Raw genomic sequence first — 25,491 nt, forward strand, 5'->3', positions numbered from 1 at the left:
CGGACTCCCGCACCGGATACCGTGCCACCGCACCGAATGCGCGGCGGCGCGGATCAGGCCGCCATCGCCTCCCGTCGCACCGCCGGGGCCGCGACCCGGGTGCGCCGGCGCGGGCTCAGCGCCCACCGGGCCAGCGTGTCGAGCACGTAGCCCAGGACGCCGATGACCAGGATGAGCGCCATCACCTGGTCGTAGGCGAGCTGGTCGCGGGCGTTGAGAATTTCGTAGCCCAGCCCGGAGGTGACGCCCAGCATCTCCGCGGGCACCAGCACCACCCAGCCGATGCCCAGCGCGAGCCGGAACCCGGTGAGCACGTGCGGGCGGATCGCGGGAACGACGACACTGGTGAACGTTTCGAGACGGCCGGCGCCCAGCGACCGGGCGACCAGCAGGAAACCGTGGTCCACCGCACGCACCCCGGCGGCGGTGTTGAGCACCACCGGCCAGATCGCGGCAGCGGCGACGAGGAAGGCCACCGGCCGGTAGCCGATCCCGAACAGGCCGATCGCGACCGGCGCCCAGGACAGCGGCGAGATCATGCGCAGGAACTGGAACACCGGCCGCGTGGCCCGGTCCAGCACGTCGACCGAGCCGACCGCAACACCGGTGACGGTGCCGAGCACGCCCGCGACGAGCAGTCCGGCCAGCAGGCGGAACAGGCTCGTCACGACGTCGTCGGCGAGCACACCGCGAGCGGCGAGGGTACCGATCGCGGGAACGGCGCGCTGCGGCGCGAACGCCGCCACGAGTGAACCGGGGCGGGCCAGCACGGTGGTCAGCAACCACCACACCAGCACCGCCACCGCGATTCCGGCGGCCGGCGGCAGGAGCCGGCTGGTGCGGGAGGGGCGCGTGGTCATCAGGGTCGCACCTCTTCGGTCCGGGCCGGCGTGCCGGCGAGGGTCAGGGTCCGGCGGATGAACCGGTCGTCGACGAGGTCGGTGTGCACGGTGGCGGGGTCGAGGCGGTCGAGGAACGAGGTGTCCCCGTCGACGACCGTGCCGCGCATCTGCGTGACCAGCTCACGGGTGTAGCTCTCGTGCGGGTAGGGCGCGAACCCGATGCGCTGCCCGCGCCAGTCCGGGTTCCGCGGCGCGCCGTAGCCGTCCGGGTAGGTCAGCGCCCGCGTGATCGCCGGCAGTGGCTGGGGCAGGTAGTGCTTGCCGGACAACAACACCACCGCGTCGCCACGGGCACCGTCGATCCACTGCTGGGCCCGGGCGAGCCCGTCGGTGAGCGCCTGCACCTTCTCCGGCGCCTGCCGGATCAGCGATTCCCGCACCACCACCACGCAGCAGGCGTGGTCGCGCCACACATCGCCGACGAACCGCAGGATCCGGCCGGCCTTCTTGGCCTCGGCGGCGGCGTTGAACGGGTCGGCGACGATGTAGCCGCCGACCCGGCCGGTGTCCAGCGCGGGCACCATGTCCGCAGGGCTGAGCACCAGCAGCTGCACGGTGCCCGCCGCGGCGTCCGGATCCGCGCGGACCACCGGCGTCAGCCCCGCCGCACGCAGCATCCGCTGCACCAGGACATTGTGGATCGACCACCAGAACGGGATCGCGATGCGGCCACCGGCGAGCTCCCGCAGGTCGCGCACGCCGCGGGCGACGGTGAGCGCGGACCCGTTGGTGTGGTTCCAGGCGAGGACCTTCACGTCCGCGCCGAGCGCGTACCGCAGCTGCACCGCGAACGGCATCAGCAGGTGCACGGCGTCCACCTCGCCGGCGAGGAAGGCCTGCGCGAGCGATTCCCACGCCCGGAACAGCACGGGCCGCTCGGTCGCCAGTCCGGCACGGGCGAAATGGCCCTGTTCGTGCGCCACGAGCAGCGGGGCCGAATCGGTGATCGGCAGGTAGCCGATGCGCAGCCGCCCGGTCGCGGCGGGACCGCCCGTCACGGCGGCCGCCAGGTCCGCGATCCCGGCGACGCCGCCCGCGGCGCCCACCGCGAGCCCGGCCCGGAGCGCGGTGCGGCGGCTGATCCCCATCACGCCACTCCCGTCGGCGCCGGCCCCAGCTGGGACCGGTACCCGGCGATGAGCCGGGCACGCAGCGGATGCCCGGCCAGGCCGTCGTGGTCGGCGGGCGGTTCGCTCGCCCACCGCTCCCCCAGCCCGCCCGCGCCGTCCAGGAGCACGATCGAGTCGGCGAGGTAAAGCGCTTCGTCGACGTCGTGGGTGACCACGACGAGCGTCAGCGCGAGTTCGCCGACGGTGTCGCGCAGCCACCGTTGCAGGTCCCGGCGGGTGGCCGGGTCGAGGGCACCGAAGGGCTCGTCGAGCAGCAGCACGCGGGGCCGGATCGCCAGCGCCCTGGCCACCGCGGCCCGCTGCGCCTGCCCGCCGGAGAGCTGGTCCGGGTAGGACCCGGCGAGCGCGGCGAGACCGAACAGGCCGAGCAGGTGCTCCGTCCACTCCGGATCGAACCGCGACCGGTTGCCGCGGTACCGGCCGCCCAGCGCCACGTTCTCCCGGACGGTCAGCCAGGGCAGCAAGAGGGGCTGCTGGAACACGGTGGCGATCATGGTGTCCGGATCCGCTTCGACCCGGCCGGCGTCGAGAGGTTCCAGGCCGGCCAGCACGCGCAGCAGCGTGGACTTGCCGGTGCCGCTCGGACCGAGCACGGCCAGGCGCTGCCCGGATGCGATGGTGAGGTCGAGTCCGTCGAGGACCGGGGCACCACCGTAGGTCTTGACCGCCGCGCTCAGGCGGAGTGCCGCAGTTCCCATCGCAGGTGTCCTTCCGTGGGGGCCTGGATCGGCAGGAACGCCGCTTCCCGCAACCGTCTGCTGGTGCCGCTGGTGGCGAGGTAACCGGCACCGCCGCGCACCGTCGACTCCAGGCGCGACGCGGCCACGGCGAGCCGGGCGGCCGCCAGCCGCAGGCGGATGTAGGCGGTTGCGGGTTCGGCGCGGGTGTCGCGGGCGAGGTCTCGCAGGCGTGCCCGGAGCGCGTCGGCGGACCGCCGGTGCTCCGCGACGTCATCGGCGAGCTCGGCGTCGGCGCGGGCGAGCCCGCGTTCCGCCTCGTCCAGCGACCGGGCGGCCAGCCCGGCGCAGAACGCCGTTTGCAGCACGAGGAACGTCGGGCGGAAGGCCGCGACGAACCCGGCGAGGTCCGTGCTGAGCACCGCCGCACCCAGAACGTCCACATCGGACAACAAGGCCGAGGATGACGCCGTTCCGTTCAGTGCCAGCAGGGGCCGGGCCGGTGCGACCGTCACCCCCGGGTCGCCGACGCGGACCACCACGACGGCGCGCCCCTCGCCGGTGCGCACGGGCAGGACCACCACGGCGCCGGGGAACAGGTTCGAGGCCCACGGGATCGGGCCGGACAGGCGCAGCCCGGTGGCGGTGGGCTCGGCCCGCACCGGCACCGGCTCGATCCCCGCGACGTCCCGCAGAGCGGTCGCCATCGCGGTCGACCCGGTCAGCTCGCCCGTGCGCAGGCGGGCGGCCAGCTCGCCGGTCAGCGGCCCGGACCGCCCGCGGGCCAGGTACTCCAGGACCATCCGGTGCGCCCACAGGGCGAACGCCGAGCTGAGGCACTCCCCGGCCACCGCCTCGATCAGTTCGGCCGCGGCCACCAGGCCGGGTCCGCCGTCGCTGCCCGCACCCAGCCCGAGCAGGTCGCGGGCACCGAGGAACTCCAGGCCCGGGCGCACGTCGCCGTCCGGGGAGTCGACGTGCGCGGCGCGTTCGGCGAAGAACGCGCTCGTCTCCGTCAGGGTCCCGGTGCTCATGCCGGATCGTCCAGGGCGTGCAGCCGGTCGATCGGGGTGTCCACGGCGGCGCGGGCCGCCCGCACCAGGTCCTCGCCGGGCGCGTCGTAGAAGCACAGGCACTTCACCATGTCCTCGCGGACGTAGGTGCGCAGGAAACGGACCTCGGGCACGTCGGCGTAGCGGGGCGCGTTCGCCTTCTTCCGGGCCAGGTAGGAGTCCATGTCCAGGGTGGCGGGCAGGTCCCATTCCACGAGGTAACCGGCCCGCGGGCGGGCGGCCTTGACCTCGGCGAGATCGGCGCCGACCAGCCGCACCTCGGCCGGGGTGCTGACCTCCCGCGCCCCGGCGGGATCGGCCTCGATCTCGGCGCGCAGCTGATCGGCCGCCTCGCGGGCACCGGCCTCCACGACCGCGAAGACCCGGCCGTGGTCGGCGGTCACCTGCGACTCGATCAGCTCGGCGCCGACGGTCACGGCGGCCTTGCCGAGGCGCTCGAGCAGTTGCGCGGCGGCCTCCCGGCCCGCGTCTGCGGGGACGACTTCGAACAGGTACAGCGGCATGACGATGCTCCTCGTGACAGAGGTGTCCCGCACGAGCGGGAAGGGGAACAGACCGGTGCTGGTTCAGCGACAGCACGCGCTGGCGACACGCCGGAGGTCGACGTGGCGGCGGCGCACCAGCGCGATCCCGGTCATGGGGACACCGTAATGGATAGAACGGTCGGTCTGCCAATATGCTGGGGAGGTGTCCACTCCGCGAGATCGCGCACTACCCGCCGAGCGTCTGCTGAGCGCGGCGGCCACCCTGTTCGCCCGCGACGGGATCCGGGCGGTCGGCGTGGACCGGCTCCTCGCCGAGGCGAAGGTCGCCCGCGCCAGCCTGTACCAGACCTACGGTTCGAAGGACGCCCTGGTCGTGGCGTACCTGCGGCACCAGGACGAGCAGGACCGCTCCGGCTACGCGCGCGCGTCCGCGGGAGTGACCGATCCGGCCGCGCGACTGCTGCTGGTCTTCGACCTCGCCGCGAAATCCGCGCGGCGCCGCCGGTTCCGCGGCTGCCTCTACCTCAACGCCGCGACCGAGTTCCCGGACGCGCGGCACCCGGTGATCGGCGTGGTGCACGACCACCGCGAGTGGCTGCGCGAGCTGTGGCGCTCATGCCTGACCGAGCTCGGGGTCGCCGCCCCGGGTCCACTGGTGGACCGGCTGGTCGTCCTCTACGACGGCGGGCTGGCCGGCTCGAAGGCGACGCGCAGCACCGAGCCGATCACGCTGGCCCGCGAGATGGCCGCGCAGCTGATCGCGGAGCACCTCCGCGACGGCGACCGGTCACCGGTTCCGAGCCGGACGTAGCACGGCCGTATCCACACTGGACGGTGAGGCGCCGCGGAGGTGGTTCCGGCCCGCGGGCAGCACCCCGGCGCCGAGCGCACGGTCGGCGTGCACCCGGGCGTCGGCCGCCCAGTGGGGGGCGTTCCACTGGTCGGCGATGGCGGCGGCCCGGGCGAAGTGGGCGGCGGCCTCGCCGGGGCGGCCGAGGAGAAGGGCGAGTTCCCCGAGCGTGTGGGCGACGGGCCGGACGGCCAGCGACAGGCTCGCCACACCGGCGGGTGGACCGTCGCGGTGCGGGAGCAGGTCTGCGTAGACCTCGCCGGCCGCGTCCCGGTCCTGCAGCGCGACGATCGCCATCGCGCGCACGCTCGTCAGGAAGGTGAAGAAGAAGTCGGGCCGGATCGGGCTCGCTGACCGGCGGACGCGTCGCGCCTCGGTGGTGCGGCCGGCGGCGTGCAGGGCGAGCGCGAGCAGGTCGGCGACCAACGGGCCGAACACCGCGTAAAGAGCGCGCACGTCGTCCAGGTGACCGGCGAGCGAGCCGTCGTTCAGCCAGATCGCGGCCCGCGCGAGGCCGAGGAAGCCCGCGTGCACCGACCCGGCGCGCTCCATGCGCTCGGTGGCTTCGGTGTAGCGGCGCTCGGCCTCAGCGTACCGGCCCTCGATGAGCACCAGGGTCGCCAGCGCGATCTCGGCGACGCCGATCGCCTCCGGCATCCGGTAGGCACGGGCCAGGTCCAGCGCTTCCCCGATCGCGCGGCGCAGGGTCGCCAGGTCGTTGACCGCGCCGGCGTCCACGGCCTGGTTGATCAGCCCCGTCACGCGGTAGACGGGCAGGTCGTGCTCGACCCCGATCTCCACCAGCTCACGGGAATGCTCCGCCCGCCTGGGGCCGCGGACGAGGACCAGGAGCGCCGCGGCCCGGAGGCGGGGACCGGTGGCGAGGCCGAGTGCTTCCCTCGCCGCCGCCATGACCGTGGGATCGTCCTCCCCCACCAGCTCGTCGGCGTAGGCGGTGAGGAGGCGGGACCGCACGTCCGGGGCGAGGTCGGTCCGCTCGAGCAGGCGGCGGAGCCGGTCGACGACGGGACGATCGATCGTGGCGTACGTGCGGGCCAGCCAGGGGGTGGGCTCGGTCCACGCGGTGAACGCGGCGATCATCAGGTCGTCGCGGCCGACCGACTCGGCGTACTCCACGGCCTGCTTCCGCGTATCCCTGGCCGCAGCGACGGCCCCGGCCCTGATCTGCGCGCGCAGCAGCCTGCCGAGCAGGGCGATGCGCTCGTCCGGTTCACGCGAGTTGGTGACGGCATCGGCCAGGAGCGCGGCCGCCACATCGTGGGCGTAGCGCGCCTCCGCCAGCTCGGCGGCCCGGACGCAGTAGCCGACGGCCTTGGGCGATCCCGCCCGCGCGTAGTGATGTGCGAGCGCCGCGACGTCGCCGGCACCGTCCAGCGCGGCGGCGATCCGGGCGTGCATCCTGGTGGCGCGCAGCAGGCTGACGTCGGCGACCAGCGCGTCCCGGACCAGCGCGTGCACGAACCGGACACGCCCCGGCCCTGGCTCGTCGAGCAGTCCCGCGATGACACCGGCGTCCAGCGCGTCCAGCACGGCGTCCTCGCCGGAGTCGGCGGCGCGGACGAGCGCGTCCACCGAGCTTTCCCGGCCGGCCACCGCGGCCAGCCGCAGGACGGACACCACGCTCTCGGGGAGCCGGGCCAGCCGGCGCCGCAGCACGTCCCGTACGCCCTCGGGCACCTCGGACAGCGCGACCAGGGCGCCCTCGCCGCTCAGCAGCCGGGCGCTCTCCCGCACGTAGAACGGGTTGCCGCCGGTCCGTTCGGCGATCCCCGCCACGGTCGCGTCGTCGGCCGCGCACTCGCTGCGGACGAGCTCCGCGACGGCACCGCCGGTCAGTCCGGGCAGGTCCAGCCGCAGGGGCGCGGTGCGGGCGAGGGACCCCAGCGTGTCGGTGAGCCGCTCGCTCTCGTCCGCGCGGTACGCCGCGACGACCAGAACCGGGGCCCGCACACCGGCGACCCCGCCGAGCAGTTCCAGCGTGGCGGCGTCGGCCCAGTGGAGGTCGTCGAGGACGACGGCCACCGGCCGGCCGGCGGTCGCGAGCCAGTTCCACACGGCTTGCCGCAGCCGGAACCGCCCGGCCACCGCGTCACCGTCCACCCGCGCGGAGTCCGACAGCAGCGGCGCCAGGTCGTCCGCGAACGCACCCTGGGCAACGCTCGCCGCCACGCTCCGCACGACCTCGACCCACGCCCACGCGGGCGGTGCGCCGGCCACCTCGGGGCAGCGCCCGGCGGCGACGAGCCACCCGTCCCGTTCGAGTCGTGCGCCCAGGTGCTCCAGCAGCGCCGACTTGCCGAGCCCCGCCTCCCCGGTGACGAGCGCGACGCGCGCCCCATCGGTGGCCGCCTCCCCGGCGGCGGCCACCAGCGCCGCCAGCTCGCCCTCCCGCCCCACGAACGTCGCTGTGCCGGGTCCGCTCCGCGAAGGCGCGGGCCCGGACAGCCGGGGGCGGGGCGTGTCCGGAGTGGACGGTGGGACGGCGGCGCGCAGGACGTCCGTGCGCTGCGCGAGGATCGCCGCTTCCAGTGCCGCCAGGTCCGGGCCGGGGTCGAGGCCGAGCTCGTCGGCGAAGGTGGCACGGGCGCGGCGGAGCGCGGCCAGGGCGTCGGCCTGACGGCCGCTGCTCCACAGCGCGAGAGCGTGCAGGCGCCAGCCCCCCTCGCGCAGCGGATCATCGCGGGTGAGACCTTCCGCCTCGGGCACCACGGCGGCGGGGTCGCCGAGACGCAGTCCCGCCGCGACGCGCAGTTCGCGGGCGACCAGGCGCAGCTCGTTCAGCCGGGCTTTCTCGGCGGCGGCCCACGGCTCGTCGGCGACCTCGGCGAACGCCGGTCCCCGCCACAGCGCCAGTGCCTCGTCCAGCTGGGCACGGCAGTCACCCGGATCGGCGAGCGCACGGGCCTGCCCGAGCAACTCCTCGAAGCGCCAGGCGTCCACCGCCTCCGGTGGCAGCCGCAGTGCGTAGCCGGGCGGTGCGCTCACCAGCAGGCGGGCGGGGCTGCGCGGCGGACGGCCGGGTTCCAGCAACCGGCGCAGGTTCGACACGTACGCCTGCAACGAGGTCAGGGCGCGCGAGGGCGGTTCGCCGCGCCACAGGTCCTCGACCATCCGGTCGACCGGGACGACCTGCCCGCGCGCCGCCACCAGCAGGGCCAGCACCCCGCGCTGCCGCGGCCCGCCGAGGCGAACGGGCTCACCGCCGACCTCGGCCGCGAAGGAGCCCAACACCCGGATCAAGACCATGACGTGGCCCATCGTATGTGGCGGTCGCCTGCGCTCCAAGCCAGTTCCAAGGCCCTTCCAACACCCCGGGAGCAGTCTTGCTCACGTCGAACCGATGAAGGGCAGGAACAGATGCCGGTCAACACCCAGGAGATGGAGATCGTCCACCGAGCCTTCCGCCGCGAGTCCCGGCTGCTGCCGGAGCTCGTCGCCGCGGTCGCGCCCGGGGACACCGCACGGGCCAAGGTGATCGCCGACCACTTCCGCGACTACCGGCTGGGGCTGAAGAACCACCACGAGGGCGAGGACGAGCTGCTGTGGCCACCGCTGCTGTCCCGGGTCGATCTGGAGGCGGACGTCGTCCTGCGCATGGAGGCCCAGCACGAGCGCGTCGCGGCCACCCTGGCGAAGCTGGATGCCGTGGTCCCGCAGTGGGAGTCCACCGCGGGTGCCGACGAGCGCGACACGCTCGTGGCCGTCCTCGCCGACCACCGGGCGGTCCTGCTCGAACACCTCGACGACGAGGAAACCACTCTCCTCCCGCTCGCGGCTGAGCACCTCACCGAGGGGGAATGGAGTGCCCAGGGCGACCACCTGGTGGCCAACACGCCCAAGCTCACCCTGCTCACGCTCCTCGGCCTCGTGCTGGAGGACGCGAACCGGGCCGAGCGCGCGACGCTGCTGTCCGCCCTGCCGGCACCGGTACGCGTCATCTGGCACGTGCTCGGCCGCCCCCGTTACGCCCGCCACATCCGCCGCGTCCGCGCGGCCTGACCTCCTCCGGAGACCACCATGTCACTCAAAACCGTCAACACCGCCCTGACCACCGCCGGCATCCTGTTCATCCTCTACATCGGACTGTCCTATCTGGTGGCCCCCGGGACCATCGCACCGGGCTTCGGCCTGCCGGACTGGCCTTCCGGCGACGGTGACGGCTTCCTGATCCTCAAGGGCGTCCGGGACACCGTGTCCGGCCTCGTCCTGGCCGTCCTGCTGCTGACCGGTCACCGCCGGGCCCTGGGCTTCGTCCTGCTGGCCGAGGCCGTCACCCCGTTCGGCGACATGACCACCGTGCTCGCCCACCACGGCTCCGCGGCCATCGCATTCGGCGTCCACGGCCTGACCGCAACGGTGATCGTCGTCATCGGGCTGCTGACCCTGCGCGAGACCCGCACGGTCACCGCCGCCCCGGCGCCGGCGCTGAGCTGACGGCCGCGTCCGATCGATGCCGGACGGAACGCGGGTGTCCGGGGTTCGACGGCCCCGGGCACCGCGCCGCGAGAGTGGTACGGCAGCGGCCGCTGCTTCGCACCGCCGGCGGCCCGGCCGCCGACTACGCTCGTCCGCGGAGCCGGTCACCGGAGACCGGCCGGGCGAGACCCGGGAGGTTTTCCATGCCCGTACTGGCCGACCTGGTGACCGCGCTGCGGACCGGCGGCGTCGAGGTCGTGGACCTGACGGCGCCGCTCTCGGCGAGCACCCCGGTGTTGCAGCTGCCACCGCCCTTCGCCAACACCGCGAGCTTCCAGTTGACCGAGATCAGCCGCTACGACGACCGGGGCCCGCGCTGGTACTGGAACGACATCCACACCGGCGAGCACGTCGGCACCCACGTCGACGCACCCGTCCACTGGCTCTCCGGCAAGGACGGGCCCAGCGTGGACCGGATCCCGCTGCGCACGCTGATCGGGCCCGCGGCGGTGCTCGACGCGTCGGACCGGGTCGCCGACGACCCGGACTTCCTCCTCGGTATCGACGACGTCCGGCGGTGGGAACGCGACCACGGCCCCCTGCCCGAGGGCGGGTGGCTGCTCTACCGCACGGGGTGGGACGCGCGCTCCGGCGACCAGGCGGACTTCCTCAACGCCGGCGACGGCGTCTCGCACACCCCGGGTGTCTCGCCGGAGTGCGCCCAGTGGCTGGCCGAGGAAGCCCCGATCGCGGGATTCGGGGTGGAGACCGTGGGCACCGACGCCGGCCGCGCCGCCGAGCTGGATCCGATCTTCCCGTGCCACGACCGGCTGCTGGGCGCGGGCAAGTGCGGGCTGACCCAGCTGCGCAACCTCGCCCAGCTGCCCCCGGCCGGCGCCCTGCTGGTCGTCTCGCCGCTGCCGATCGTCGGCGGCTCGGGCAGCCCGGCGCGCGTCTACGCGTTCGTGGAGCGGTCGTGATCGTCGCCGAAGCGGTGGGCAACGCCCTGGCCCGGCTGGGCGCGGGCCCGGTCTTCGGCGTGGTGGGCAGCGGAAACTTCCACGTCACCAACGCCCTGCGCGCCGCCGGGGCCGCCTTCTACGCCACCCGGCACGAAGGCGGGGCGGCCACCGCCGCCGACGCGTGCGCCCGGATGAGCGGCCGGGTCGCGATCGTGACGACCCACCAGGGCCCGGGGCTGGCCAACGCCGTCACCGGCATCGGCGAGGCGGCCAAGAGCCGCACCCCGCTGATCGTGCTCACCGCCGACACCCCCGCCGACGATCCGCTCAACAACTTCCGCATCGACCAGGACGGCCTGGCCCGTGCGGTCGGCGCGGTCGCCGACCGCGTGCACGGCCCGGGCACCGCGGTCGCCGACACCGTCCGCGCCTACCGGACGGCGCTGCACGAGCGCCGGACCGTCGTGCTCAACCTGCCGCTCGACGTCCAGGCGATGCCCGCTCCGCCACCGCAGCCGCTCGCGCCGGTCGAAGATCCACCGGTGGTGCAGCCGGATCCCGCCGCGGTCACCGAACTGGCCGCGCTGATCGCCGCCGCGCGGCGGCCGGTGTTCATCGCCGGCCGCGGTGGCCGGGGCGCGGGGGCGGAAATCCGGGCGCTGGCGGACGCGTCCGGCGCGCTGCTCGCGACGTCCGCGGTGGCGCACGGGCTGTTCCACGACGACCCGTGGGCGCTGGGCATCTCCGGCGGTTTCGCGTCACCGCTGGCCGCGGAGCTGATCCACGACGCGGACCTCGTCGTCGGCTGGGGTTGTGCGCTCAACCGCTGGACCACGCGCCAGGGCAGGCTGATCGGCCCCGGCACCCGGCTGGCGCAGGTGGACGTGGCGGCGGACGCGCTGGGTGCGCACCGCCCGGTGGATCTCGGCGTGCCCGGCGACGCGGCCGCCACCGCCCGCGCGGTCCTCGCCGAGCTGGGCGACCGGCCCGCGCCCGGCTACCGCTCCCCCGACCTGCGCGCCCGGATCGCGGCCCGTGGGCGCTGGTCCACCGCCGACTTCACCGACGAGTCGACCGGTGAGCTGATCGATCCGCGGACCCTGTCGGTGGCGCTGGACCGGATCCTGCCCGCCGAGCGCGTGGTGTCGGTGGATTCCGGCAACTTCATGGGCTATCCCAGCGCCTACCTCGGGGTGCCGGACGAGTTCGGGTTCTGCTTCACGCAGGCGTTCCAGTCGATCGGGCTGGGACTGGCCACGGCGATCGGCGCCGCGATCGCCCAGCCCGGCAGGCTGCCGGTCGCGGCACTGGGCGACGGCGGCTTCCACATGGCGGCCGCCGAACTGGACACCGCGGTCCGGCTGGGGCTGCCGCTGGTGGTGATCGTGTACGACGACGCCGCCTACGGTGCCGAGGTCCACCACTTCACCGGCGACCACACCACCATCCGCTTCCCGTCCACCGATATCGCGGCCATCGCCCGCGGCTTCGGCTGCACCGGCGTCACCGTCCGCACCACCGGCGATCTGCGGGCCGTCACGGACTGGCTCGCCGGGCCGCGCGAGGCCCCGCTCCTGGTCGACGCGAAGATCACCGACGACGGCGGGTCGTGGTGGCTCGCCGAGGCGTTCCACGGGCACTAAGGGCACTAAGGGCACTAAGGACACTGAGGGCACTGAGGACTGCGGACCGGCCGGCGCCGGCGCGTTCACGCCGGCCCGGGCGCAGCCGGCCGGGCGGCCGCCGGCGCACCGGGATCCCCGGCGGTTCCGGTCCGCAGTTCGTCGTACTGCCTGCGCAGCGCGGTGCGTGCCCGCCACAGCAAGGAGCACGCGGCGGCGGGCGAGATCCCGGATTCGGCGGCGAGGTCCTGCGGCCGGTAGCCCAGCACGTCCACCCGCCAGAGCACGTCGCGCCACCGCGGCGGCAGTGCGGCGAAGGCGGCGTGGAGGGCCGGTTCGCCGTCCGGTTCCGGGGTGGCCGCGCCCTCGCCCGCCTCGAGCCCGGCGGGCAGGCTCAGCGCGTTTCGCCCGGCCAGGTCGATCGCGAGGCGGCGGACCGTGGTCCGCAGGTAGGCGCCGACGTTGGTGAGCGGGCCGCGCCCGGCGTCCAGCGCCACCATCATGCGCAGCAGTGCGTCGGCGGAGACGTCCTCCGCATCCGCGACCGACCGGACGAACCGGCGTGCGTACCGCACCAGATCCGCGTGGTGCCGGCGGTAGAGCTGCGTGACCGCCTCCCGGTCGCCGCCGCGTGCCGCCGACAGCAGGTCCTCGTCGGTGGGACCCGGCGCTCTGCCGGCCAGTACCTCGCTCATATGCCCCTCCTCGGCCGAACCGGTCACTCGGCAACCGATACAACTACAGGCCCGGATCGGCATTCGGGTGATCACGCGCTACTGCTGGTGGAGTCCACTACGCTGCGCGCAATGGGCTCTGCCAGAAGGGTGAATACGGGGCTGCCGCGATAACGCACCGGATACACGCCCCGATAGTGCGCCGACGGGAACGCAACCTTGATCACAAAGTGGTCACGTTGCTCCTTTTTGGAGCGCCGAACGCCGGGGAGCGGCTCGTCCGGCGCGCGCACACGTCGCAGGTGCGGTCCGGCTGCCACGCGCGTGCCTGGGCGCGGAACACCCGCCGGAGGTCGCGCCGCGGTCGGACGACGCCGGTGGCGTCGTGCAGCGGGGTGCCGAACACCTGGAGCCTGCGCTGCCTGCGCCCGCAGCCGCACACCGTGCGGCGGTAGCACCGGGCCACCGCGATGCCGTCCCTCACCCGTACCTGGATGCGCCCGTTCATCGTTGCTCCCACTCGCTCGTGCGGAATCGTCCCGTTAGGAGACGGCGCGGCGCGAAGCGGCATGTCGCCGAACGGACTTTCCCTTTCGGATGGGATCTGGACCACACCTCGACCCGGCGTCATGACCGGCCGGCGGCATCGTTGCTCCGTTATGGAAAACGAGCAGCCGGCCCTCTTCGCCGCCGCGGTGGGCGACGTCCTGCGCGAGCTGCGCACGCGTCGCGGGTGGACACGGAGCGACCTGAGCACGCGGATGGGCGGTGCGGTCTCGCCCTCGGCCATCTCCGGCTACGAAAACGGTTACCGCGCGCTGAAGCTGGAGCTGCTCGCCGAGCTGTGCACCGCACTCGGTGCCCGGGTCGACACCGTCGTCGCCACCGCCGACCGCCGGGTGCGCTCGCCGTCGCCGGCGCGGGCTCACGTGCTGCGGCACCGCAACCGGCGCCACGCCAGCTTGTAGGGGTCCAGCTCGAGGACCCGTCCGGACTGCACGTCCGTCCGGGCCCGGGCCAGGACCCGGCGGGCTTCCTGCACGTCGATGTCGTACTCCCGGCAGCGCGCGAGAAAGGCGCGCAACGCGTCGTTCTCGGACACGCTCAGAGGATCGACCGCGCAGACGAGCTGAAACGTGCCTCAGCTGATCGTGTCACCCGAGCGTCGCGGTGTCGTCGTGCAGCCAGGCATCCAGACGGGGAAAAGCGAGGTACCACAACGCGATGCCCAGTGCCGCCGCGACCCCGAGCAAGATCAGCAGCTTGACCACCCGGTTGCCGGGCAGCCACCGCCACACCAGATCCAGCACGGCTCATCCCTCCAGTTCCGGTGGCCTGCCGGCGGTTTTCCCCCGCGTGCCGGCGAGTTCGGCGTGCACGATCAGCCGTTCCCAGTTGCCCCACCGGGGATTGCACGTCGTCAGGGTCAGCAGCTGCCGCACGGGTGGTGCACCGGGATCGGCGGGGTTGGCGGCGATGACGGTGCTGTCGGTCGGCGCCACCACGCTCGTGCCGGTCACCCGGTACACGAACCACTGCTCCGCCGTCTCGACCACGACCGCGTCGCCGGGTACCAGTTTGTCCAGGTCCCAGAAGGTGCCACGCACCCGGTGCCCGGCCACCGCGAAGTTGCCGGGCTCGCCGGGCGACTGGCTGCCCGGGTAGTGTCCCGGCCCCGTGCGCAGATCGGCCGGGGACACGCCTTGCACCACGGCCCAGTGCAGCCCGAGCCGGGGCAGGTACAGCCGCGCGAGGGGCATGCCCTCCGCGCTCGCGTCCGTGGTCGCCGCCGGGGACACCACTGTGGACGCATCCGGTGGCGCCGCACCGCTTTGCCACAGCTGGTCGAGTTGCCGGTCGAGGATCTGTTGCTGCCCGGCGACCCGGGCCACCACCCCGAACTCCTCGTAGGCCACGAACAACAGCACCACCAGACCGAGCACCACGGACAGCTCACCGGTGACCTGCACCAGCCGGCGAACCGCGCGGACGGCGGGCCGTGCCGCCGCGCCGATGCCGGCCACCTCAGGCATCCCGGCGCCGTAGCCACCACAGGACCACAGCCACAGCTGCGGCCACCGCCGGCGAGCCGGCCAGGAGCCAGCGCAGGACCCCCGGACCGTCCTCGTCCGGCCCGACGTGGGTCGCCGCGGCGCCGGATCGCAGTGCGGTCACCCCGTTCCCGGGGCCTGCCGACAGCCCGGCGGGGCGAGCGCCTGCCGCGGCTGCGCCGACCGGTCCCCCGGTGGCGATCACCACGGCGACGAGTCCGGCGAGTGCTGCGCGGATCATCGAGTGCTCCTTCTGGTTCGGCGGGCTCTGCCCGTCCCGCCCCGGAAGTTCGCGGGGCGGGACGGGCAGAGCGTCGGCCGGGTCAGCCGTGGCGGCGGCGGACCCTGATCACCGTGAGCAGCGCACCGCCGAGTGCGAGGAGGATCCCCGCCACGAGCAGCTGCAGCCAGGTGTTGTCACCCGTGGTGGCGAGCTTGCCGCCACCCGAGGCGCCCGGCGCGCCCGGCTTGCCGGGACCGGCCGGCGTGTCGACCGCCGTGTCGGTCCGGCAGTCCGGGTTGTCCGCACCGGCGGCGCAGTTGCCGCCCGGGTTGAACCCGCCCGAACCCGGCGGGGTGACCACCACGTTGTGGAGGTTCCCGTCGCCACGGGCCGGATCGTTCACCGTGACCGAGTAGGTGACCGTCGTCGTGCCTCCCACCGCGAGCGGACCGGACCAGGACAGCGTGGTCCCGTCGACCGTGGCGCCGCCGGTGGCGTCACCGTTGTAGGTCGCGTCGTCGAGCACAGCGGACAGGTCGTCGGTGAAGCTCGCCGGCTTGTCCGCGGTGTAGGCCACCTGCCCGGTGTTGGTCACCGTGACGGTGTAGGTGACCTTGCCGCCCGGTCCGGCGTGGCCGGTGGAGGCGTGCTTGACCACCTCGAACGACCGCACGCTGGTCCGCGTACCGCAGTCCGGGTCGGTGGACCCCGTGGTGCAGTTGCCGTTCAGCCCCGGCGGGGTGACCACCTTGTTGTCCAGCAACCGGTCGCCGGTGTCCGGGTCGTGCACGGTCACCGAGTAGGTCACCGTCACCGACTGCCCCGCGGGCAGCGGACCGGACCAGGACAGCGTGGTCCCGTCGACCGTGGCGCCGCCGGTGGCGTCACCGTTGTAGGTGGCGTCGTCGAGCACAGCGGACAGGTCGTCGGTGAAGCTCGCCGGGTCCTGTGCGGTGAAGTCGGCCTGGCCGGTGTTGGTCACCGTCACCGTGTAGGTCACCTTCTCCCCCGGAGCGGCCGTGGCCGACGAGGTCGTCTTGGTCACCTTCAGCTGGTTGCCCGGCACGTTCGCCGTGCACTGCGGGTTGGTGGTCCCCGCGGGGCAGCTGCCGCCGCCCGCCGGGGTCACCACGGTGTTGCCCAGCTTCTGGTCACCGGTGTCCGGGCTGTGCACCGTGACCGAGTAGGTCACCGTGACCGCCTGCCCGACGGCGAGCGGACCCGACCACGACAGCACCGGTTCGGCGTAGGTCGCCCCGCCGGTGGCGTCGTTGTTGTAGGTCGCGTCGTCGAGCACCGCCGACAGGTCGTCGGTGAAGCTCGCCGGGGCCCCGGCCGGGTAGTCGACCTTGCCGGTGTTGGTCACCGTCACCGTGTAGGTGAGCTTGTCCCCCGCCGCGGCCTTGGTCTTGTCGACCGTCTTGACCACGTCGTAGGACTGCACCGGAGTCTGGACCGGGTCACACGGTCCGGGCGTGCCGTCGGCGCACCCGGCGCCGGGGACGTCCGGCAGCACCGGGGCGTTGGTGAGCTGGTGGTCACCGCTGTCCGGGTTGCCGACGGTCACCGAGTAGGTCACCGTCACCGTCTGCCCGACCGCGAGCGGACCGGACCACGACAGCACCGGCGCCACGTACTGCGCGCCGTTGGTGGCGTCGTTGTTGTAGGTGGCGTCGTCCAGCACGGCGGCCAGGTTGTCGCTGAACGCGGCCGGGTTCTCCGCCGTGTAATCGGCCTGGCCGGTGTTGGTCACCGTCATCGTGTAGGTGATGGTGTCGCCGGGCAGGGCCTTCTCGGCCGACGCGGACTTGGCGACCGTGTAGGACGCGACCGGCGTGTCCGTCCGGCAGGCCGCAGCGTCCGCGCCCGGCGGGCAGTTGCCGCCGCCGGTCACCGCGTTGCGCAGGTGGTGGTCACCGGTGCTCGGCGCGTTCACCGTCACCGAGTAGGTCACCGTCACCGACTGGCCGACCGCGAGCGGGCCGGACCAGGACAGCGTGTTCCGGTCGACCGTGGCGCCGTTGGTGGCGTCGTCGTTGTAGGTGGCGTCGTCCAGGACACCGGACAGGTCGTCGGTGAACGTGGCCGGGTTGGCGGCCGTGTAGCCGGTCCTGCCGGTGTTGGTCACCGTGACGGTGTAGGTGACCTTCTCGCCGGTGCCGGCCTGGGCGGCCGACGCCGTCTTGGTCACCGTGTAGTCGGACACCGGCACGTGGCCCGGTGCGCACGGGGCGAGCGAGCCGTCCGCGCAGGTGAAGCCGGGCACGCCCGGTGGTGCGCTGACGCCGTTGACCAGGTCGTGGTCACCGGTGCCGGGCTTGTGCACGGTCACCGAGTAGGTCACCGTGACCGTCTGCCCGACGGCGAGGGGTCCCGACCACGACAGGGTCGGCGCGGTGTAGGTCGCCCCGTTGTCCGCGTCGTTGTTGTAGGTCGCGTCGTCCAGCACCCCCGACAGGTCGTCGATGAAGCCGGCCGGGTTCTGCGCGGTGTAGGCGGCCTGACCGGTGTTGGTCACCGTCACCGTGTAGGTCACGGTGTCGCCCAGCCCGGCCTCGGCCGGGTCGGCCTTCTTGGCGACCGAGAACGACCGGACCGCAACCACGTTGTGGCACGCGGGATCGGTCGAGCCCGGGGCGCAGCCACCACCGGTGCCCGGCGGGTTGCTGACCGCGTTCACCAGCCGCTTGTCACCGGTGTCCGGGTTGTGGACCGTCACCGTGTACGTGACCGTGACGGATTCGCCGACCGCGAGGGGACCCGACCACGACAGCACCGGTTCGGCGTAGGTCGCCCCACCGGTGGCGTCGTTGTTGTAGGTCGCGTCGTCCAGCACCCCCGACAGGTCGTCGGTGAACGACGCCGGTGCCTCTGCCGGGTAGGCGGCCTGGCCGGTGTTCGTCACGACGACCGTGTAGGTGATCGTGTCACCCGGGTTCGCGTCCTGCTGCGAGGCGGACTTGGTGACGCTGAACGACTTCGACGGCGTCGTCGTGGTGCACGCGGGGTCGGTGGACCCGGCGGCGCAGTTGCCGCCGGTGCCCGGTGGCGTGACCACGGCGTTGGCCAGCCGCTGGTCACCGGTGTGCGGGTCGTTGACCGTCAGCGAGTAGTGCACCTCGACGGACTGGCCCACGGCGAGCGGACCCGACCACGACAGGGTCGGCGCGGTGTAGGTCGCCCCGTTGTCCGCGTCGTTGTTGTAGGTCGCGTCGTCCAGCACCGCCGACAGGTCGTCGGTGAACGACGCCGGGTTGCCCGCCGGGTAGTCCACGATCCCGGTGTTGGTGACCGTGACCGTGTAGTGGATCACCGAGCCCGGCGTCACCGCGGTGGCGTCGGTGGTCTTCACCGCCCGGAACGACTGCACCGGGATCTCCGGCGGCGCACAGGCCGGATCGGTCGCACCCGGCGGGCAGTTCGTCCCGCCGGTCACGGCGTTGCGCAGCTTCTGGTCACCGGTCACCGGGTTGTCGACCGTGACCGAGTAGGTGACGGTGACGGTCGCGCCGACCGCCAGCGGGCCGGACCAGGACAGCGTGGTGCCCTGGACGGTCGCGCCACCGGTGGCATCGTTGTTGTAGGTCGCGTCGTCCAGCACCGCCGACAGGTCGTCGGTGAACGACGCGGGGTTCTCGGCGGTGTACGGGACACTGCCGGTGTTGCGGACCGTCACGGTGTAGGTGACCTTGTCGCCCGGGTGGACCGGACCGGCGGTCCCGGCGGTCTTGGTCACCTCGTACGACGGGGTTCCGGGCGTGTTGGTGACCGTGCACTTGTAGTTGTGCGTGGTGGACACGGTCAAGGTCCACGGACCGTTCCCGCCGGCCGGGACCGGGTCACCGGTGGTGGAGTCCACGCAGGTGATGGTCGCGGCGTAGGCGCTGATCGCGTCCGGGGAGCCGGGCGCCATCGCGTCGGTGATCGTGTAGGTGGCGCCCTGCGTCACCGGCCAGTTCGCCGTGCTCGCCGAGGTGTTCGTCCCCGTGGTGGTGGCCGCGGTCAGCTGGGTACCGCCGCCGGCCAGGAGGCCGACGGTGAACTGGTCGGCGGCCTGGACCCGCCCGGCCACCTGCTTCTCCACCGTGATGGTGGGGATCGGCGCGCTGGCGCAGCGAGCGCCGTCGTTGCCGCCGGAGGCGGGACCGTGCGAGACCAGGATCGACTGGCGGGTGCGCGGGTCGGTGCGGTAGATGTCGCCGGTGGTGTTGTCCGAGCTGTACAGGTAGCCTGCCGCATCGGCGTAGGTGGCACCGATGAACGGGTTGTCCGGCATCCCCACGATGCGCCCGGCGTCGCTTTCCGTGCCGGTGACGGGGTCGAACTTCAGCAGGTGCGGCGCGCCGGTGGCCGCCTCGGAGCCCACCTTGTAGAGAGCGCCGCCGATCCACGACCAGTCGGCGCCGCTGTTGAGCCCGCCCGGCGTCGTGATCGAGCCGGACCGGACGACCCGGCCGTAGGTCGGTGATCCCGGCACGAGGTCGATCTCGTACCAGTTGGCGGGCGAGACCGACCGGGTCACCCACAGGTGACCGTTGCTGTCGAAGTCACCGACGTTGAAGTTCTCACCGTCGGCGATCCCGGGGGGAACACCCAGATCGGTCAGGCTGCCGTCGGCGTTGACCCGGACCAGGTGACCGGCGTTGTCGAAGCCGTAGAAGTAGTTGTCCAGGGTGTTGAACCCGACCGCGTTCACCGGCGTCGGGGTCTCCAGGATCTTCTTCGCCGCACCCGTCGCCAGATCGACCTGGAAGATGTCGTTCGGGCTGGTGGCCGACGGCGTCTGGAACAGGTAACCGAAGGCGTCACAGTTCCAGGCCTGCGTCGCGGTGTTGGTCACCGCGCAGCGGAACGCTCCCGCCGTCGGCACGGTGAACTTCCACGACGGTGCCGAGCCCGTTGCCGCCACGGCCTGCCCGGTCGTGGTGTTGGTGCAGGTGATCGTGGGCCGGTAGTAGCTCAGCCGGCTCGCCGCACCCGCCGCCATCGCATCGGTGATGGTGTAGGTGGCACCCGCGCGCACCGGGGTTGCTCCGCTGCTCGCGGTGGTGCCGGTGCCCGACGTGGTGGCCGAGTTGATCACCGTGCCGGTGCTGTCGGCCACGCTCACCGTGAACTGGTCGTCGGCCGACGCGCGACCGGCCACCGTCTTGGTGACCTCCAGCGTCGGGCAGAGCACGCTCGGGCGCATCTGGGCGAGGAAGCCCTCGGCACCCTGCCCGCTCTTCACCTGCACGACCATCGTGTTGAGACCGGAACGCCAGTCGTGGTTCAGCGTGGTCTGCGCGGCGGCGGGGGTCTTGAACCCGGCGAAGAAGTAGGGGTCCTGGCCGGCCGGTGCGCTCGGCAGCCCGGTCGTCTTGGAGCTCTGCGGCACGCCGTTGACGTAGACCTCGGTGACCGTGTTGTCGGCCAGGAAGTTCATGGCCAGGGTGAACGCGCCGGGGTCCACCACGGAGTCCAGGGTGAACTGGTACCGGTAGTACCAGTCACCGCGCGGCACGCCCTGGTCCGGATTCGCCGTGGTCTGCTGCGAGATCCACTGCGCGTTGTCGTACGGGCTCGGGTCCCACACCGGGGTGATCCGGGCGACGTTGGCCGGTCCCCACGTGGCCCCGGCCGGCGGCGGGGCGGCGGCCGGCAGCGGGTTGGTCGGCCCGAACGGGCCGGCGACCTCCCAGCTGGGGTCGGTGCCGCCCGGCAGCGCACCACCGCTCGCCCGGTCGTAGCCGGTGTTGAAGATGTTCGGATCGGTCGAGCAGGTGACGGCGGTGCCGGAGGCCGCACTGGCCGTCGTGCCCGCACCCGTCACCCCTCCCGCCACGACCACTGAGGCCAGGACGGCCAGCGACGCGCCGGCCGCGAGACCGCGGCGGGGTCCCCGCCTTAGGCGGCGCCATCGTTGACTCAGTGGAACACGTTGCCGGGCTTGCCGCCCGCGCCGGCGTGGCGGTCTTTCGGCGGCAGCGTCCGGTTGAGCAGTGTGATCTGCGGACACGGCGATCTCCAGGCCTGTCGATTGACAAGGACACCTCGACCCACCCCCCGACCACGCGGACAGCCACGTGCAGATGGGACTGATCAGTCGTAGGCCGGACGGCGGAGCGAACGCGAGCGGAACCGCCGCATTCCACCCCGTGATCACCCCCGCCCGCCCGGCCCGGCGCCGCCCGCCCCGTCCGTCCCGCTGTGACCTCACCCTCACCTCACCCGCGACATGTCCGGCGATCACCCGCGGTCTTCTCGGGTGGAACGGCAGTGGCAGGGAGTCGACTGTGAACGAAGACCGGGTGCGCGTGGGACGCGAACTCATCGTGCGGCCGCGGCTGATGCGCGAACTCGACCAGCCGTCGGCACTGACGGTGCTGCGGGCACCGCTGGGATTCGGCAAGACCGCGCTCGTGGCGCAATGGTTGCGCGACCGGGGGAACAAGCCGGCCGCGCGGGTGCGCGCCACCGCAAGCCCGGCGGAGTTCTGGGACCGCGTGCGGGATGCCTTGCTGGACACCGGCGTCACCGGCCCGGCCGATCCGGCGCGGTCCCCGCTGCACGGGCTGGCCCGCGCCGTCCGGGCATGCGGTGACCTGGTGCTCGTCGTCGACGACTTCGACGAGATCGCCGACGGTGGCGTCGAGCGCGATCTGCTGTACCTGCTGCGCGACTGTCCGGGCCTGCGCCTCGTGGTGTGCGTGCGCGGCGAGCGCCACTTCGCCCGGCACCGCCGACTCGACCTGGACGCCGTCGAACTGACCGCGCACGACCTCGCGTTCACCGTGGACGAAACCGAGGCGGTGCTGCAGGCGTGCGGGCTCACCGGGACACCGCAGTGGGCTGAGGCCGTCCACCACGAGTGCGGTGGCTGGCCCGAACCCGTCCGCGCCGCGGCGATCGTGTTGCGCGAGCTGTCCCGGGCCGGCCGGCCGGCACCGTCGGCACCCGCCATCGTCACCGAGTACCTGCGTGACCGGCTGCTGTCCGAACTGGACGACGAACGGGTTTGTGATCTCGCCTTCGCCGCCGCCCTCCTCGGCCCCGCGCCCACCGGCCTGCTGGTGTCCCTGGCCGGCGGCGAGCGGGGCGAGCACCTGCCGGCACGACTGGGCGCCCTCGGGTTGCTGGTCGAGCCCGGCCCCGCCGGTCGCACCCCCCGGTGGTCCGAGGCTGCCCGCGCCGCGCTGTCCGAGGTGTTCTGCACCCGCCACCCGGCGCGGGCTCGCGAGCTGCGCGGGCGAGCCGCGCAGTGGTACCGGGACCACCGGCAGCCGGCCGCGGCACTGTCGGAGGCCGTGCAGGCGCAGGACCCGGAACTGGCCGTGCGGATCGTCGACGAGCACTGGCTCGACCTGCTGGAGAACCACACCGACGTGCTGCGGTCCGCGTTCGCCGCACTCCCCGTCCCAGCTCTGGAAACGAGCGCGCGGGCCATGGCGGTCCGCGATCTCCTGCTGCGTGCGCCGGACGACCGGGTGTTCGCCGCACTTCCGCCGCTCCCGCCGTCGGCGCCGGAGCCGTCCGCGCTCCCGGAGGTTCTCGACACCGGTCTGGCCACCCTCCTGGTACTGCGCGGCCGCGGCCTGCTCCTCCGCGCGACAGCCCACGGCGACCGGCTGCTCACCTTCGCCGGCGCGGGGGCGCCCCGGTTGTCCCGGCTCTTCCAGGAGGTGGGGACCACCCGGCTGCTCACCGGCGACCTCCGGGCGGCGCGCCACGCGCTCTCGACGGCCGCCGACCTCGCCGGGCCGGCGGCGGCCGCGGAGGCGCACGGACAGCTCGCCCTCGTCTCGCTGGCGGCCGGCGGCGACGTCACCGGTGTGCCGGCCGAAGCAGCCGGCACCCGATCCGGCACGCTCGCCCGGGCGATCCTGGCGCTCGACCGGCTCGACCTGAAGACCGCGGCGGAGTGCGTCAGCCGGCTGCACCGGCTGCCGGGTCCGGACCCGCTGTGGCCGGTCACCGCGTTCGTCCACAGTGGATACCTCTGGGCTGCCGGCGACCCGCTCGGCGGGCTGAAACACCTGGACCAGGTCCGCGCCGCGCACGGCGGCGACCGCGGGCCGGGCGGCGTCGCCGGCCCGCTCCTGGCCGCGGCCGAGGCCAACCTGCTCATCGCGCTGGGGCACGGCAACCACGCCTCGGCGGTGCTCGACGAGTTCGATCCGCGGCACCCGCTGCTCCGGGTGATCCGCGCGCGGTTGCTGCTGCTCGGCGGAAACCCCGCGGAAGCGGTGCAGCACTGCGAGGATCTCGCGTGGTTGCGTGCCGCGCCACGGTCGCTCGAACTGGAGTTGATGCTCATCCGGGCCATCGCGCAGCTGCGGTCGGGTGATCGCACCGGTTCCGCCGGGACGGTGCGCCGCGCCGTCTCGTCCGCGCGCCGCACCGGACTGCTGCGCCCGTTCCGGACCGTCCCCCGCGCGGAACTCGCCGACGTGGCCTCGCACGCCGGCGTCGACGCCCTGGCCCTGCTGCAGGAGCCCGCGCTCCGGAACGTGCCGGACCTCTTCCCGAAACGGCTCGACCTGGTCGTGCTCACCGACCGGGAGCGGCACATCCTGGACTACCTCGCCGCCGGGCTGCCCAGCCAGCGGATCGCGCACCAGCTCTTCATCTCCTACAACACCGTGAAGACGCACGTTCGCGGGCTGTACCGCAAGCTCAAGGCCGGCAGCCGGGACGAAGCGCTCGCCCGGGCGCGCGCCCTCGGCCTGCTTCCGGCGGATGCGGGACCGGCCACGACGGCGATCGTCCCGCACCGCAGCCCCGGTCAGACCACGGTCCCCGCCTGACCTCGACACCGAACCCGCGCAGTGAGTAGCATCACATCCAATGCGATGTGGACGGTGGCCGGCTGCGCCATACTGTGGCCAGTCCAAGCCCGGTAGCCATGCGCTGGTTCGAGGGGGGTTCGGTGGTGGAATGCCCGCCGGCGCACTACCACGGCGATGAGGAACGTGCAGGAATCGCGGGACCGCCGGGCACCACCGTGTCCGCAGCGGTGACGAACCTGCTGAACCGCTGGCGGGCGCGGTCGGCGGAACGGGGCTGGCCGGCGGACCTCACCTGGCCGCTCGACGCGGTGCACGCCGTCGCCGAGGCGTGCCTGACCGGCATCGACCTGTTCCCCGCCCTCCTCGAACTGGCTGATCAGCGTCTCGACTCGGCCGCCACCCCCGCCGACTTCGAACGCGACCTCGCCGCCCTCGCGTCGTGCCTGCCCGCGATCGGTTTAGGACCGGCACCAGACGAGCTGACCGCGATGGCCGGTCGCGCCGCGCGGCGCATCGTCGCCCGCGACGCAGTGCTCGCGCACGGCACGGACCCGGTCACCACGGTGCGGACGAGGGCCGCGTTCCTGCACGACCTCACCTCGCCCGGCTACGACGACGCCGACGTCCACGTCTGGGTGGCGCGATGGGAACCGGGAACGGCGCCGTGGTCGTCGGCGTCGGTGCGCACGATGATCGCCGACCGCATCCGGCCGCACCTGCGCGCCCGCGAATCGGCGGGGTCGGTCGGTCCCTGTGACATCGCGGTCCTGGTGACCGAGCGCGCGCGGGCCGAGCAACTGGGCGAACTCGTACGGGACCTGCCCGGGTCGCCGGGCCTCGTCCTGTCGATCAGGCGGCGGCCACCGGGTGCCGATCCCGTGCAGCGCGCCGAGTGGCTGCTGGACCTGTTCCCGTCCCTGATCGACGAGCCGCCGCACTGACCGGTGTCCAGCCGCGAAAACGGAGCAGTGTTGCCGATTCGTGACGATGGGCGCCCAGTGAGTGCGTGGTATCGAGCTGACCCGGACCACCGTTATCCGTAACACCCGTTAACCGCCCGTTCGGCTGAGCAGGACGGGAACAGTCGCCGCTCAGTAGCGCCAGTTCACCCTATCGGTGTGCCCCTGGTGTAGTTGCATCACGGGAAGTGCGCAGAGGGAGGACCGATGGGTGACACCGCGACACGTGAGCTCGCCGGCATGCCGGACGACGAACTGCTGGACGCGGCCTGCGGCGGTGACCGGGAGGCGTACGCGATCCTGGTCCGCTGGCACCGGGTCGCCGCGCCGAGGTACGCCCGCTCGGTCACCCGGTGCTCCCCCGGCGGGCAGGACCAGGCCGCCGACGCACCGCCCCGGACCATGCTGACGGCGTTCGCCGCCCTGCCGGCCCGCTGGCGGCGGGTCCTCTGGATGGTCGAGGTCCTCGGTCACCGCCCGCAGGACGTGGCCGCCGAACTCGGCATCGCGCCCGCCGCGGCGTGCTCGCTGCTGTGGCGGGCGCGCACGGCCTTGCGGCGGCAGTACGAGCAGCACGGTTCCCGTGACCGGTGATGCACCTGATCTTCCGCACCCGCTTCGTCCGGCATCCGTATTGCCCGGAACGTCCCGCCAAGGTATACCGGGGGACGGGGCGCG

22 protein-coding genes and 1 pseudogene are annotated in these 25,491 nt (G+C 73.4%); 9 read left to right on the forward strand and 14 right to left on the reverse strand.

From position 1 onward, the window contains the following. Positions 1-53 precede the first annotated feature (53 nt). The 6 genes and pseudogenes from FHX46_RS17405 to FHX46_RS29145 all read right to left on the reverse strand — a co-directional run bounded on the left by FHX46_RS17405 (position 54) and on the right by FHX46_RS29145 (position 4,420). Positions 54-860: an ABC transporter permease gene (locus FHX46_RS17405; RefSeq protein ID WP_167115996.1), complete on the reverse strand. Its 807-nt coding sequence runs from the start codon at positions 858-860 to the stop codon at positions 54-56. Further along, a complete protein-coding gene (locus FHX46_RS17410) occupies positions 860-1,990 on the reverse strand; it encodes an ABC transporter substrate-binding protein (protein ID WP_167115999.1) in 1,131 nt (376 codons plus the stop codon). Before FHX46_RS17410 ends, FHX46_RS17405 begins: the two co-directional genes overlap by 1 nt. Beyond that, positions 1,990-2,658 (reverse strand): annotated as a pseudogene (locus FHX46_RS17415) (ATP-binding cassette domain-containing protein); the annotation flags it as partial. The pseudogene FHX46_RS17415 and the gene FHX46_RS17410, both read right to left, overlap by 1 nt. A 47-nt stretch (positions 2,659-2,705) precedes the next feature. Beyond that, positions 2,706-3,743 carry an acyl-CoA dehydrogenase family protein gene (locus tag FHX46_RS17420; protein WP_167116005.1) on the reverse strand — a complete coding sequence of 346 codons (1,038 nt, stop codon included), beginning with the start codon at positions 3,741-3,743 and terminating at the stop codon, positions 2,706-2,708. Further along, positions 3,740-4,285, reverse strand: coding sequence for a DUF4242 domain-containing protein (locus FHX46_RS17425; protein WP_167116008.1), 546 nt, complete (start codon positions 4,283-4,285; stop codon positions 3,740-3,742). Before FHX46_RS17425 ends, FHX46_RS17420 begins: the two co-directional genes overlap by 4 nt. Positions 4,286-4,348: 63 nt before the next feature. Then, entirely contained in the window at positions 4,349-4,420 is a 72-nt protein-coding gene (locus FHX46_RS29145; protein WP_390622654.1) for a putative leader peptide, read from the reverse strand. A 49-nt stretch (positions 4,421-4,469) separates the two neighbouring features. Here FHX46_RS29145 and FHX46_RS17430 point away from each other — a divergent pair, with 49 nt between their 5' ends. Further along, on the forward strand, positions 4,470-5,078 hold the full coding sequence (locus FHX46_RS17430) for a TetR/AcrR family transcriptional regulator (RefSeq protein WP_313886170.1): 609 nt from the start codon (positions 4,470-4,472) through the stop codon (positions 5,076-5,078). Here FHX46_RS17430 and FHX46_RS17435 read toward each other — a convergent pair. Then, positions 5,055-8,384, reverse strand: coding sequence for an AfsR/SARP family transcriptional regulator (locus FHX46_RS17435; RefSeq protein ID WP_208400185.1), 3,330 nt, complete (start codon positions 8,382-8,384; stop codon positions 5,055-5,057). The two genes, FHX46_RS17430 and FHX46_RS17435, sit on opposite strands and share 24 nt — an antisense overlap. 111 nt (positions 8,385-8,495) lie before the next feature. Between FHX46_RS17435 and FHX46_RS17440 the strand changes: the two genes are divergently transcribed. The 4 genes from FHX46_RS17440 (at position 8,496) to FHX46_RS17455 (ending at position 12,159) form a co-directional block, all read left to right on the forward strand. Then, the gene (locus FHX46_RS17440; protein ID WP_167116011.1) at positions 8,496-9,137 is read left to right on the forward strand and encodes a hemerythrin domain-containing protein; all 642 of its coding nucleotides are present in this window, start codon (positions 8,496-8,498) and stop codon (positions 9,135-9,137) included. A gap of 18 nt (positions 9,138-9,155) precedes the next feature. Beyond that, complete coding sequence (locus FHX46_RS17445) at positions 9,156-9,572, forward strand: DUF4267 domain-containing protein (protein ID WP_167116014.1); 417 nt, start codon at positions 9,156-9,158, stop codon at positions 9,570-9,572. A 185-nt stretch (positions 9,573-9,757) separates the two neighbouring features. Next, positions 9,758-10,534 (forward strand): cyclase family protein, encoded by a 777-nt coding sequence (locus FHX46_RS17450; protein WP_167116017.1) that lies wholly within the window; start codon positions 9,758-9,760, stop codon positions 10,532-10,534. Next, positions 10,531-12,159: a thiamine pyrophosphate-binding protein gene (locus FHX46_RS17455; protein ID WP_167116020.1), complete on the forward strand. Its 1,629-nt coding sequence runs from the start codon at positions 10,531-10,533 to the stop codon at positions 12,157-12,159. The genes FHX46_RS17450 and FHX46_RS17455 overlap by 4 nt, the downstream gene beginning before the upstream one ends. A 65-nt stretch (positions 12,160-12,224) precedes the next feature. On the opposite strand, the gene FHX46_RS17460 is transcribed toward FHX46_RS17455, so the two are convergent. Beyond that, entirely contained in the window at positions 12,225-12,833 is a 609-nt protein-coding gene (locus FHX46_RS17460) for an RNA polymerase sigma factor (protein WP_167116023.1), read from the reverse strand. A 202-nt stretch (positions 12,834-13,035) separates the two neighbouring features. Further along, entirely contained in the window at positions 13,036-13,320 is a 285-nt protein-coding gene (locus FHX46_RS17465) for a hypothetical protein (protein WP_167116026.1), read from the reverse strand. Positions 13,321-13,471: 151 nt separating this feature from the next. Between FHX46_RS17465 and FHX46_RS17470 the strand changes: the two genes are divergently transcribed. Next, positions 13,472-13,780 (forward strand): helix-turn-helix domain-containing protein, encoded by a 309-nt coding sequence (locus tag FHX46_RS17470; protein ID WP_167116029.1) that lies wholly within the window; start codon positions 13,472-13,474, stop codon positions 13,778-13,780. Here FHX46_RS17470 and FHX46_RS17475 read toward each other — a convergent pair. The 5 genes from FHX46_RS17475 to FHX46_RS17495 all read right to left on the reverse strand — a co-directional run bounded on the left by FHX46_RS17475 (position 13,738) and on the right by FHX46_RS17495 (position 20,910). After that, positions 13,738-13,914 carry a hypothetical protein gene (locus tag FHX46_RS17475; protein WP_167096930.1) on the reverse strand — a complete coding sequence of 59 codons (177 nt, stop codon included), beginning with the start codon at positions 13,912-13,914 and terminating at the stop codon, positions 13,738-13,740. The two genes, FHX46_RS17470 and FHX46_RS17475, sit on opposite strands and share 43 nt — an antisense overlap. Before the next feature lie 52 nt (positions 13,915-13,966). Continuing rightward, positions 13,967-14,122 carry a hypothetical protein gene (locus tag FHX46_RS17480; RefSeq protein WP_167116032.1) on the reverse strand — a complete coding sequence of 52 codons (156 nt, stop codon included), beginning with the start codon at positions 14,120-14,122 and terminating at the stop codon, positions 13,967-13,969. Positions 14,123-14,125: 3 nt separating this feature from the next. Continuing rightward, complete coding sequence (locus tag FHX46_RS17485; RefSeq protein WP_167116035.1) at positions 14,126-14,845, reverse strand: class E sortase; 720 nt, start codon at positions 14,843-14,845, stop codon at positions 14,126-14,128. Beyond that, on the reverse strand, positions 14,838-15,104 hold the full coding sequence (locus FHX46_RS17490) for a hypothetical protein (RefSeq protein WP_167116038.1): 267 nt from the start codon (positions 15,102-15,104) through the stop codon (positions 14,838-14,840). Before FHX46_RS17490 ends, FHX46_RS17485 begins: the two co-directional genes overlap by 8 nt. An 82-nt stretch (positions 15,105-15,186) precedes the next feature. Continuing rightward, a complete protein-coding gene (locus FHX46_RS17495; RefSeq protein WP_167116041.1) occupies positions 15,187-20,910 on the reverse strand; it encodes a DUF7927 domain-containing protein in 5,724 nt (1,907 codons plus the stop codon). 451 nt (positions 20,911-21,361) lie between these two features. Between FHX46_RS17495 and FHX46_RS29055 the strand changes: the two genes are divergently transcribed. The 3 genes from FHX46_RS29055 (at position 21,362) to FHX46_RS17510 (ending at position 25,407) form a co-directional block, all read left to right on the forward strand. After that, the gene (locus tag FHX46_RS29055; protein ID WP_167116044.1) at positions 21,362-23,872 is read left to right on the forward strand and encodes a LuxR C-terminal-related transcriptional regulator; all 2,511 of its coding nucleotides are present in this window, start codon (positions 21,362-21,364) and stop codon (positions 23,870-23,872) included. 209 nt (positions 23,873-24,081) lie between these two features. Continuing rightward, positions 24,082-24,795 (forward strand): hypothetical protein, encoded by a 714-nt coding sequence (locus FHX46_RS17505; protein ID WP_167116047.1) that lies wholly within the window; start codon positions 24,082-24,084, stop codon positions 24,793-24,795. Between the two features lie 225 nt (positions 24,796-25,020). Next, entirely contained in the window at positions 25,021-25,407 is a 387-nt protein-coding gene (locus FHX46_RS17510; RefSeq protein WP_167116050.1) for an RNA polymerase sigma factor, read from the forward strand. The last annotated feature ends 84 nt before the right edge of the window (positions 25,408-25,491 follow it).

The sequence above is a fragment of the Amycolatopsis viridis genome (genome assembly GCF_011758765.1).
GTDB classification, from domain to species: domain Bacteria; phylum Actinomycetota; class Actinomycetes; order Mycobacteriales; family Pseudonocardiaceae; genus Amycolatopsis_E; species Amycolatopsis_E viridis.